At 35.2% G+C, this 11898-nt stretch carries 11 protein-coding genes; 6 read left to right on the top strand and 5 right to left on the bottom strand.

Annotation, left to right across the window (positions count from 1 at the left end):
• Positions 1-13: 13 nt before the first annotated feature.
• Together priA and AC6EIY_RS10640 are read right to left on the bottom strand one after the other, a co-directional pair.
• Positions 14-2257, bottom strand: a complete 2244-nt coding sequence (gene priA, locus AC6EIY_RS10645) for a replication restart helicase PriA (protein WP_498506852.1) — start codon at positions 2255-2257, stop codon at positions 14-16.
• A gap of 37 nt (positions 2258-2294) precedes the next feature.
• Positions 2295-2444 (bottom strand): hypothetical protein, encoded by a 150-nt coding sequence (locus AC6EIY_RS10640; protein ID WP_498506851.1) that lies wholly within the window; start codon positions 2442-2444, stop codon positions 2295-2297.
• A 225-nt stretch (positions 2445-2669) separates the two neighbouring features.
• Here AC6EIY_RS10640 and rpoD point away from each other — a divergent pair, with 225 nt between their 5' ends.
• Together rpoD and hemC are read left to right on the top strand one after the other, a co-directional pair.
• Positions 2670-3932: an RNA polymerase sigma factor RpoD gene (gene rpoD, locus AC6EIY_RS10635; protein WP_498506850.1), complete on the top strand. Its 1263-nt coding sequence runs from the start codon at positions 2670-2672 to the stop codon at positions 3930-3932.
• Between the two features lie 157 nt (positions 3933-4089).
• Positions 4090-5037, top strand: a complete 948-nt coding sequence (hemC, locus tag AC6EIY_RS10630) for a hydroxymethylbilane synthase (RefSeq protein WP_498506849.1) — start codon at positions 4090-4092, stop codon at positions 5035-5037.
• Positions 5038-5049: 12 nt separating this feature from the next.
• Here the strand turns inward: hemC and AC6EIY_RS10625 are convergent, their stop codons facing one another.
• On the bottom strand, positions 5050-5637 hold the full coding sequence (locus AC6EIY_RS10625) for an inorganic diphosphatase (RefSeq protein WP_498506848.1): 588 nt from the start codon (positions 5635-5637) through the stop codon (positions 5050-5052).
• 112 nt (positions 5638-5749) lie between these two features.
• Positions 5750-7279, bottom strand: a complete 1530-nt coding sequence (locus tag AC6EIY_RS10620; protein WP_498506847.1) for a carboxypeptidase M32 — start codon at positions 7277-7279, stop codon at positions 5750-5752.
• A gap of 236 nt (positions 7280-7515) precedes the next feature.
• Here AC6EIY_RS10620 and AC6EIY_RS10615 point away from each other — a divergent pair, with 236 nt between their 5' ends.
• From AC6EIY_RS10615 to AC6EIY_RS10600, 4 genes are all read left to right on the top strand, one after another.
• Positions 7516-7977: a secondary thiamine-phosphate synthase enzyme YjbQ gene (locus AC6EIY_RS10615; RefSeq protein WP_498506846.1), complete on the top strand. Its 462-nt coding sequence runs from the start codon at positions 7516-7518 to the stop codon at positions 7975-7977.
• 22 nt (positions 7978-7999) lie between these two features.
• Positions 8000-8287, top strand: a complete 288-nt coding sequence (locus AC6EIY_RS10610; protein WP_498506845.1) for a 4a-hydroxytetrahydrobiopterin dehydratase — start codon at positions 8000-8002, stop codon at positions 8285-8287.
• Positions 8288-8312: 25 nt separating this feature from the next.
• The gene (locus tag AC6EIY_RS10605; RefSeq protein ID WP_498506844.1) at positions 8313-9347 is read left to right on the top strand and encodes a CobW family GTP-binding protein; all 1035 of its coding nucleotides are present in this window, start codon (positions 8313-8315) and stop codon (positions 9345-9347) included.
• Positions 9348-9424: 77 nt separating this feature from the next.
• Entirely contained in the window at positions 9425-10963 is a 1539-nt protein-coding gene (locus tag AC6EIY_RS10600; protein ID WP_498508224.1) for an ABC transporter permease, read from the top strand.
• A gap of 20 nt (positions 10964-10983) precedes the next feature.
• Here the strand turns inward: AC6EIY_RS10600 and AC6EIY_RS10595 are convergent, their stop codons facing one another.
• On the bottom strand, positions 10984-11895 hold the full coding sequence (locus tag AC6EIY_RS10595; protein WP_498506843.1) for a lysylphosphatidylglycerol synthase transmembrane domain-containing protein: 912 nt from the start codon (positions 11893-11895) through the stop codon (positions 10984-10986).
• Between the last annotated feature and the right edge of the window lie 3 nt (positions 11896-11898).

Raw genomic sequence — 11898 nt, 5'->3', positions numbered from 1 at the left:
CAAGATAAAAAACTCATAATTGTATCGGATCAGGATCAATAGAAAGATTTACTCCTTTTGGTAAATCTTTCCATAATTCAGGACCATAGGTAAGTGGGATCTCACTTGATTGAGGACCGTACAAAAGAAGTTGCCAACGGCTTTTACCTGCAACTCTCTCAACCAATGAAGGTGCTGGACCGACCAATTGCCAACCTTTTTGACGACAAGCATGATTGATTTTTGATAAGACATGAAATGCTCCTTTTGATGTCAACTCTGAAGATTCGCCAGAGAACCTTAACAAGCAGGCCCGACTATATGGAACCATCGCAGCTTCTCTTCTAGTCTTTTCTTCTTTCTTCAAGAATTCTTCGTACCTTCCGTCAATCAAGTGACGAATAACAGGATGTTCAGGACAATAAGTTTGCACTACAACCTTCCCAGGCTTCTCACCACGTCCAGCACGACCAGCCAATTGCATAAAAAGCTGAAGAGTTTCTTCAGTAGCCATTAAATCAGGGCGATACAATAAACCATCTGCCGCGAGTACGACGGCAAGAGTTACTTTTGGTAAATCCATCCCCTTAGACAACATCTGAGTGCCAACCAAGATATCAGCGTCACCATTAGCGAATCTTTCTAGCAATAATCTATGGCCATCACGGCCTCTAGTTGTATCCCTATCAAACCTTAGTAGACTTATACCCTCAAATTCTCTTTCTAGATAATCCATAACTCTTTGTGTCCCGGTACCAAACGGTTTAAAAGCATTTGAGCCACATTCTCCACATTTATCACTAATACTCGAACGAAAGTCACACCAATGACAACGTAGCCATTCATATCCATCTTTCGAACGATGCACAGTTAGCGCAACATCACAATGAGGACATTGAACGACCTCTCCACAACTACGGCAACTTAGGAAACTACTATATCCACGTCTAGGGACTAAAATGATGGCTTGATTGCCGCCCTCTTTTATCATCAAAAGCTGTTGTTTTAGATATCTACTAATCAAACTTCGATTTCCAATAGCTAATTCCTCCCGCATATCTACGACACTGACAGTTGGTACTTTACGATTCAAAATCCGTTGGTTTAATTTCGCAACAACCACATTGCCATTAGGTTTTATATTTTTCCAAACATTTAGTGAAGGAGTTGCAGTTCCAAGTATTACTTTGGCTCCAATTCTTTTTGCCCTATGAATTGCCAACTCTCTTGCATGGTAGCAAGGCATAGGGGATTGTTGCTTATAAGAGCTATCATGCTCTTCATCAAGCACGATCAATCCTAAGTTCGATAATGGTAAAAAGACAGCTGAGCGAGTACCTATAAATACACTTGGTTTCTTAGTCTGTAAAGATCTCTTCCATGTATGAATTTTCTCTCTATTAGAACAATTACTATGATACTCAAAAACATTTAATCCAAATCTTTTCCGAAAGCGGTCAACCAATTGTGGAACCAAACCAATTTCAGGCGTGAGGACAAGACAATGTCTACTTTCAGATAACTCAAGAGCTACAGTTTGTAGGTATACCTCTGTCTTACCAGATCCAGTGACACCCCAAAGCAAAAGAACTGATCCATTTGAAAGAGACTCATATTTTTCTTTTGCTGATTTTTGCTCTAAAGTTAGAAGTTGAGGGTCCTCAATGTTCACCTTCCTCTTTTCATTAGATTCTTCATCAGCAAAAGTATTTGAAAGGAACAGACGTTTTTCTCTTTCTCCGCAACCAGCCGAAACAAAATTTCTAATCAATAAAGAAGAAAACCCCTCAGCCTCTAAATCTTTTTGCCATTTCCCTCCTCCATTTGTAAGAAGAGTTTTCTTTAACTCAACCTGTCTGGGAGATATCTTTATCTGATGATTCTTGTTCGCCAATTTCACCCACCAAAGTTTTTTATGTCTATTCGATAGTTTTGACCTTCCCAACCAACCAGGAGGTAACGCGGTCTTAAGCATCTGGAAATCACTTACATACAATTCACGAGCTATTTCCTCTAACCATTCTCTCCATTCTTTTTTGATAGCTGCTTTTTGAACTAATGTTTCCACATTATTGAATGAAATATTTTCTGAATTTTCTCTTAAATTAGTTATACTTTTTTCCATCTTATTAACTACCAAACCTTGCATGCGTTGCCCTTTTAGACGCACTGTTACGACATCGCCCACATCAATTCCTAAATTATTTCCATCCTGATAAGAGAAACATCGTCCTTCTCGACCTACATGTAACCAAATATCAAATATGAAAGGATTCATATCATTATTTAATACTTGCCGACTTCAGAAATTTTTTCTACCATTGAATTGTGAGCAGCTTTAAAGCTGTTGTGGAACTTGCAAAATCCCACCCAGAGGGAAGACTAGAAGCTTTGTCAAGAATAGGAAAAATCCAATTCTTAGATAAGCCGGTCTGAGAAATCCCCTGACATCCTTGCTTACACATTTTCATTCCTCAACAAAACATCCTTCATAATTTCAAGTCCAATATTGATGTCATGTGATTTTTCGCAAGATTTGTTACGATTGAGGACATTATCAAATTAGAGTGTTTTTGTTGAATTTTTAAAAATTAAATAGTTTTTCCTGAAATATTATCTCTAGGAGATTCCACCATTTTTCGGGTAATAACCTGAGCTCTGTAACAGACCACAAAAACATCCGAAAAATCATGTTAAAGGAAAAAAAGACATCTAAAAATATTTCTCTTAATCAGGAAAGTAAAAACATTTCCAAAAAAATTAAAAAAACAGCCGCCAAAGTAAACGTGACTAAAGAAACTCAAACTCTTCCTCAAGAATCTTCAAATGATCTAAAAATTGATTTAGATCTAGAGGCTGATAAATTAATTGCTGAAGCAGATAAAGTACCTGAAGCAGATATTGAACTAGATGATGATGACGATAACGCTTCAGTTCTATCTAGTGCTCAAGAAGCAGCAGCTAAAGCTTTAGCAAGTATCAAAATTGGTCCAAAGGGTGTTTACACAGAAGACTCGATTAGGGTTTATTTACAAGAAATTGGTCGTATAAGACTTCTTAGGCCAGACGAAGAAATCGAGTTGGCAAGAAAGATAGCTGATCTTCTTCAATTGGAGGAAGAAGCCGCGCAATTTGAGAGTGAGAATGGACATTTCCCATCAGTAAAAGAATGGGCAGCACTTGCAGAGATGCCATTAACTCGCTTCCGACGGCGATTAATGCTTGGTAGACGAGCAAAAGAAAAAATGGTGCAATCTAACCTCCGATTAGTCGTTTCGATTGCAAAAAAATATATGAATAGAGGATTATCTTTTCAAGATCTTATCCAAGAAGGAAGTCTTGGTCTCATTCGTGCAGCTGAGAAATTTGACCATGAGAAAGGATATAAATTTTCAACTTACGCTACCTGGTGGATCAGGCAGGCTATTACCAGAGCAATTGCAGATCAAAGCAGAACAATTCGTTTGCCTGTGCATTTATACGAGACAATTTCACGTATCAAAAAAACCACTAAAGTTTTAAGTCAAGAGTTTGGAAGGAAACCAACCGAGGAAGAAATCGCCGAAAGCATGGAAATGACAATTGAAAAACTTAGATTTATTGCCAAAAGCGCCCAGCTACCCATTTCTTTAGAGACACCCATTGGGAAAGAAGAAGATTCTAGACTTGGTGATTTTATTGAAGCAGATATAGAAAATCCTGAACAAGATGTAGCTAAAACCCTGCTAAGAGAGGATTTGGAGGGTGTTCTTGCTACATTAAGTCCTAGAGAAAGAGATGTTCTAAGACTTCGTTATGGCCTAGATGATGGGAGAATGAAAACCCTTGAAGAAATTGGACAGATTTTTGATGTAACCAGAGAGAGGATAAGACAAATAGAGGCTAAGGCTCTCAGAAAACTCCGTCATCCAAATAGAAACGGGGTACTAAAAGAATATATCAAGCTAAACTAAAACAATCAAACCACGAACTGTTCTTTACTCAGCGTCTAAGCCTAAGATTTGCTAGATGGTAAATCTCATTTCACATTAACCTTATTAAATTATTTTCCAAGAATTTTAATTTGGTAAGGTTGACTGCTTAAGGTAAAGAAATAGAAAATATTTGCTAATGACACTAGACCAACTGCGCATCGCCTCTCGCCGAAGCCAGCTGGCCATGGTTCAGACGAACTGGGTACGAGATGAACTCCAAAAGGCCCATACTGATCTTGCTATCACAATAGAAGCAATGGCTACGCAGGGTGACAAAATACTTGATGTAGCACTAGCAAAAATAGGAGATAAAGGTCTGTTCACTAAAGAACTTGAAGCTCAAATGCTTGTTGGTCGTGCCGATATTGCAGTCCACTCACTGAAAGATTTGCCTACCAACCTTCCAGAGGGATTAATTCTTGGCTGCATAACAGAAAGGGAGGATCCTTCTGATGCGTTAGTCGTTAATGAAAAAAATCAAATTTACAAATTAGAAACTCTGCCGGAAGGATCTGTTGTAGGGACTAGCTCCTTAAGAAGGCTTGCTCAATTGCGATACCATTATCCAAGTCTTGTTTTCAAAGATGTACGAGGAAATGTTATTACACGATTAGAGAAGCTTGACTCAGGAGAGTATGACTGCCTGATCTTAGCTGCTGCTGGATTACAAAGACTTGGTTTTGCTAATCGAATACATCAATTAATACCAACTGATATTTCACTTCATGCTGTGGGTCAAGGAGCTCTTGGCATTGAATGTGTAAGTGGTCAACAAGAGGTGCTAGATATTTTAAAAACACTTGAGCACGAATCAACATCTAAAAGATGTTTAGCAGAAAGGTCGTTCCTCAGAGAACTTGAAGGAGGATGTCAAGTTCCAATAGGCGTTAGAACTGAAATCAACAACAATGAATTAACTCTTGAGGGTATGGTTGCAAGCTTAGATGGAAAAAGATTAATTAGAGATATAAAAAAAGGGTCGAAAAGCTCTGCGGAGGAAATCGGAATAGAATTAGCCAATGAACTAAAAGGGCGTGGTGCTGGAGAAATATTAGAAGAAATATTCAAATCTGCACGGGCATAAATCATTGAAAATTTAATTAATTAAATTAGGATCAATTTCAGATAAGTAACGCTCCTCGCAGGATTTAATAATCTGAACTGCTTTTTCAACATCAAAGAAACCATTTACAGTACAAGTTCCTGGTTTTTTAAGATCCTTATAATGCTCCCAATAATAAGTTGTTTCTTTGATCCAATGCTTCCCTAATTGTTCAAAGCTTTTTATGTGATCCATCCTCTTGTCATCCGCTATTACACCAATTACTTTATCGTCAACTTCACCACCATCATCAAAGGTCATGATCCCTATTATCCTCGCCTCAACAATTGAACCTGGGATCAACGGTTCAGTAACACCAACAATTTCAATATCTAGTGGATCACCATCTTCATCCCATGTCCTTGGGAGACATCCATAAGCGAAAGGATAGGCTAAGGACGAATATCCAACTCTATCGAGCTTTAAATGCCCTGTTTCAGTAATAAGTTCGTATTTATTTATGGTATTTGAATTTAATTCAACAATTGTATTGACTCTAAGTTCAGATTCATTGGCAAACGCAGGTAATACATGAAGCAGATTAGGCATTGATCTGCTAGGTGCTTGGTCAAGGTTAGCCATAGTATTTATTTATGTTCCTACATGGTAAATCAACGAAGTAAATGTAAATGTGGTTGTGGCACATAATTTAGAAAAGTTTCAACAAAAAAATATGCACAACTAAATTTTTATTTTATTCAGAGATTTTAGAAAGCTTTTCAACTTTATTGTCTAAGTATTCAAGAAAATAATTTGGTGATAATTTCGCTCCTGAGACCTTTTCTACAAGTTCCTCGGAATCCAAACTTCTCCCATGATGATGAACATTTCTTCGAAGCCAATCCAATATTTTACTGATTTCCTTAGATGCAATTATATTTTCAATTTTTCCTAAATCTTCCTCCAGAGTTTTTGTTAGCTGAGCGCTAATAAGATGACCAAGCAAATAAGAAGGGAAATAACCAAACATCCCTTCACTCCAGTGAACATCTTGCAAACATCCCTCCGTATCATTTTCAGGGGAAACACCTAGAAGGTTCCCATACCTTTTATTCCACTCATTTGGCAGGTCTTCTACAGAAAGCCCTCTCTCGAGAAGATCAATTTCCAAGTCAGTCCTAATCATTATGTGCAACCCATAACTAAGCTCATCGGCCTCTACTCGATTCAACCCTGGAGTAAATGGATTTAGATTGATCCATAAATCATTCCCAGAGTGAATCGGAGCACCTGCATTCTCAAAATGATGCCAAAAAGACTTTGCGAATGAAAAGCTCCTAGCAATTCTATTTTCCCAAAATAAAGATTGACTCTCATGAACACCCATAGAGGTTGCTTGACCTAAAGGCCATGAAAACCATTGGTGACTTTGCGAAGGTAACCCTTGTTCATAAAGAGAATGTCCCCACTCATGTGCGGTAGCCAATAAGCAAGACAGTGGCTGACCTTTAACTATTCGCGTCGTAATTCGATAATCATCCGGGCCCAAAGTTATAGAGAATGGATGAGGAGACTTTGCTATTGCTGTATTAGAAGGATCCCTAGACCAATCATTTAAAAGTATCTGACAGAGCTTTTCTTGATCGCTAACTGCTAAATCCCATTTCTTAATCTTTTTGCTGGTTATTGTCGCAGCCTTCTGAATCAATTCGGGTAATCTTTTTTTTAAAGGTTCAAACAGTTCGCTTACACGATTAATCGTTAAGTTCGGTTCAAAAGGTTGGGCAAGTGTCTCCCAGCAGCTTCTTTCTTCATCGAGCTGATTGGATTGTTCTATTCGTAATGAAATTAATTTCTTGAGAGCTGGAGAAAAGCTTTTGAAATCATTATTTTTTTTGGCTTCTTGCCAAAACATATAACCTTCAGACTTTGCTGTTGCAAGCTCAACAACCAATTTCGGATCCAAACTTTTTTGTCTATTGAAATCTTGCTCAAGCAACTCAATATTTCTAAACCGATCTGTCATTTGTTGTAAATCAAAATCGTCTTTTTCTTTTAAATTTTGAAGTTCGAATTTTGCTTCTTTTATTAAAATTTCGAACTGTTCAGAACTTTGTCTTGCATGAAGTTGCTTAGCCAAAAGACTTAATTGCTCTCCTCTCCAGGTCGCGCCAGCAATAGGCATAGATGTATTTTGATCCCAATAGAGAGTGTTTTGTATAGATCCCAATAACTGCGTATCTTTTAGGTAATCACCCAAAAGCTGCCAAGCAGACTTTGACAAAGTATTCTATTTGATGTTTGTTTAATCCTAATATCAAATTAATGAAAACAGATCCGTATTTGGTCAATTTAAAATATTTAAATCATAATTTCTAATTTAAATTATTTATTCATGATTTAAAGATCAAAAAAAATATATCTTTTTTGATCAGCTCTAATTCAAAATACTTTATAATTAATTGAAAAAGAACAAACCTGTTAATATTTCATATAGTTTGATTTGATAGTTTATTAGGAATGGAACAGATTTTATCAACATTAGATTTCGAGACGAATGGACAGGGCTTTTCTGACATAACACAAGACATTAATCATTGGATCCAATGTAAAAAGTTTCAAAAAGGAATACTTCTTATTTTTTTAAAGCATACAAGCTGTAGTTTAATTATAAATGAAAATGCGGATATTAATGTTCTCAAAGACCTCTCAGCATATATGCAAGCTATTGTCCCAGAGGAGGGATTTTATACAAATAACAGAACCAGCAAAAAAATAGAATATCTTCATTCAGAAGAAGGTTTAGACGATATGCCTGCTCATATCAGAACAATGCTTACTTCAAATAGTTTAAGCTTCAGTGTTGTGAATGGTAAATTAGAAATAGGTTTATGGCAAGCAATCTATATTTGGGAACATAGAACATCAAATAAATCAAGATCATTACAATTGCATGCTATTGGTGATTTTGATTTAAATTAAAATTATATAAAAAAAAAAACACATGGCTTCCTTATTAGAGAAAAATCAACTTGATTGCTTCATAAAAAACAACCCTTCTTGGATAATAGATAACAATACGATAAAGAAAGAATTTAATTTCGATAATTTTATAGATGCTTTTGGTTTTATGAATAAGGTGGCTCTTTTATCTGAGAAGATGGATCATCACCCAGATTGGCAAAATACATATAATAAAGTTAAGATCAATCTGACCACTCATGATAAAGGTGGAATTACCACTAACGACATAAAGCTTGCTGAGTCTATTGATAAATTAATCAACCCCTAATGCATCATTAATTACTGCTGTTAAAATGAAAACAACTCAATCCAGTTTAAAAAAAAGTATAGTCTCAAAAACTAATATTCCGATTACAATTATATCAGGTTTTTTAGGTTCAGGAAAAACAACTTTATTAAATCATATTCTCACTAATCAGAAAGGTATAAAAACAGCTGTATTAGTTAATGAATTTGGTGAAATAGGAATTGATAATGAGTTAATAATTAAAACTGAAGAAGAAATGATAGAGCTAACTAATGGGTGTATTTGTTGTTCTATAAATGGCGAGTTAGTAGAAGCAATAGAAAAGTTAATTAATTCCAACAAGAGCCTAGACTATATTATAATTGAAACCACAGGATTAGCAGATCCTCTTCCAGTTGCGATGACATTACTTGGAAGCGATTTAAGAGATCAAACAAGACTAGACTCAATTATAACTTTAATAGATGTTGAGAACTTTAATGATGTAGCTTTCGAAAGTTCAATAGGAAGATCACAAGTAATCTATGGTGATATATTACTTCTTAACAAATGTGATCTAGTAAATAGTAAAGACATAGAAAAGACCATAGCTAAGTTAAAAGAAATAAAGAATGATGTGAGGATTTTAAAAAGTATTAAAGGTAATATTCCTCTAAATCTATTATTAAGTGTGGGCCTATTCGAAACTGATCTTATAAATCAAGAAGAATCATATCATGAGAACTCTGATGAACATGAACATGAACATGAACATGAACATGAACATGAACATGTTCACTCAGAAGAAGATAATAAAATTGAAGATTTTCTTTCTGTTTCTTTTCAAACTAATGAACCTTTATCTCTTAGAAAATTCCAATATTTTCTAGATAATCAATTAAAAAGTAATGTTTTTAGAGCTAAGGGTATCCTTTGGTTCAGAGAAAGCGAAAGAAGACATGTCTTCCACCTCGCAGGCAAGAGAATTTCTATTGATGATAGTGAATGGGAAGAAGAAAGAAAGAATCAACTTGTCTTTATTGGGAAAGAATTAAACAAAGTGAAGATACTCTCTCAATTAAATGCATGTATTGACAAATAATCAAAAAAATACCAACTTAAAAAGATAAATTGAACAACATTAAATCCACTCTTAAATTCCTTAAAAAAGGGAAAGATATAAATTCTATATATAAACTAATCGGATTGAATAATAGTCGCTACATATTAAATTTATTAGTAATCCTGTTAACATTTTTTGTTTTATTGCCGTTATTCACCCTCGCAGGAGAGGCTTTATACGGTATTAAAAAAGGATCTATCTATTTGACGATAAACAATCTTAATGAAATAAAAGGAACACTAATATTATTGATTCTTTCTCTAATTCTAGGAGGATTGTTAGGAGTAGCTAATGGTTGGATTTTAGCCAATTGCCATTTCAAAGGGCGAAAAATTCTTAGAATTTGCCAACTAATTCCTTTCGCAACTCCAGCTTATCTTTTAGCCGCTATATTCACTGATCTCGGCAGCATAAACGCCATCAGAATAACCGGCATGTTTTGGGGGGTATTAATAATGGCATTCACAACCTATCCATATGTATTTCTACTATGTTCTGAAAGTTTTGAGAAAGGTGGTAGAAAACAAATTGAGGCATGCAGAACTCTTGGGATAGGTCCTTGGAAAAGTTTTTTTAGAATATCTCTGCCAATAGCTCTTCCCTCAATCACTGCTGGGTTAGCTTTAATGGCTATGGAAATCATAAATGAATTAGGTGCCGTTCAACTTTTAAATATTCCAAGTATTTCTGCTGGAATACTTGAGAGTTGGGTAGAGGAGGGTGAGCCCTCAGGTGCCATTGCCCTTGCCTTGTTTGCTCTGATTATAGTTTTTCTATTAGTTGCAATTGAACGCCAGTCAAGAGAGAGAAGTAAAAGATGGACAGACGGAGTAAGTAGTGGAGACTCGCCAAAATGGGAATTAAAAGGTATGAATCTGTTCCTTGCTCAAGTTATAACCATTACTCCTCCAATGCTTACATTAGGTATTCCAATTACATGGGCAATAATAAACATTGATCAAATGAATCAGGGCTTCAATACAGATCTAATTGGATTAACTATTAGGAGCTTTAGTTTAGCCTTGGCTGTTTCACTAGTAACGATATTCATATCATTAATTTTATCAATTTCTAAGAGATGGCATAATCAACAATGGCTAAATATATTGACCTTTTTATCCAGTATTGGCTATGCAATCCCTGGCTCTGTTCTAGCTCTTGCCCTTCTTTCCTTTAAAGGAAGTATTTGGCAAATAAATATACTAAGCTTACTGATTTGGGGTTATAGCATTAGATTCCTAGCTGTTTCGAAAGGTGGTCTTGATGCTGGTTTTGAGAGAATTTCACCAAATATAGATAATGCAGCAATAAATCTTGGGAAGAACTGGTCAGATGTCCTTCTCAAAATACATCTACCTCTTCTCAAAGGACCAATGTTGGTTGGTATCCTTCTTGTTTTTGTGGACACCATAAAAGAATTGCCTTTAACTTTTATTTTAAGACCTTTCGATTTTGATACTCTTTCAGTACGAATATTCCAATATGCCGGTGACGAGAGAGTGGCAGAATCAATTTTACCTTCATTGATAATAATTTGCTTGGGATTAATAGCCTCTTTAGCCTTAATACCCAGCCTAAACAAAAGAAATAATTAACACAGATTAAACACACATATTTATACTTTAAATAATCTTTTTACAGGGTAGATTAAGGCTGCGAGTATATCAGAAATTGTTGAAACAAGTCGATAGCAAAGCAATGAAGCTATCAGAGGCGCTTCAGGTAAATGTGATGAACCAAGGCCAAACAGAATTACTGATTCAAACACGCCTAAACCTCCTGGGGCTGCGGGGACTATAAGGCCGATAATCCATGCAAAGGAAAAGTAAGATATTAATTCACCATGAGAAACAAATGACCCAATAGAGAATGCATTTATACAACATAAAAAGCCCAGGAAGCGGAAAAAAACAAATATAGTCTCCACTAATATTGGTTTATAGGGATAAAACATCGTTATTGGATTATTTTGTGCTGATTTTCTGTCTTTACTATTATCATTATGAGTAAAGACTTTTGCCTTCATTTTCTTAATTTTTTTGACTACAAACTTTCTGAATACTGGCAAAAAAATGAGAGTAGTTGACCAGCAAAGTATATAAATAGCAATATTAAAACCTCTAAAAGGTATAAAAATAAAGCCTGCAACTAACATTAAAATTGGTTCTAATAAAATAGATTCAATTGATTTTTCTTTGGAAAGCTCTAAGCGTAAGGTATTATATCTAGATACAAAATGCCATATTCCTCCTGGCAAATATTTATATATATTTGTAGCTAAAAATAGTTTTACAATATTCAAATTATTAATATTACAGCCAATATTATCGATTAAAAGCTTCCATGCATAAGCATTAATAATCACACTTAAAAAACTAAATAAAATTCCCCATATTAACCATAATATCTCTTGACTAGTAATTGTCAGATTAGATAAAGACTCGAAATTTCCATATATTGAATTTCCAAGAAATACAAAGCAAATGAATGTTACTAAAAGTTTGATATTAATTTTAGTTAATAGCAAAAA

The organism is Prochlorococcus sp. MIT2304 (assembly GCF_059772405.1).
This window is presented reverse-complemented; position numbering and strand designations above follow the sequence as displayed.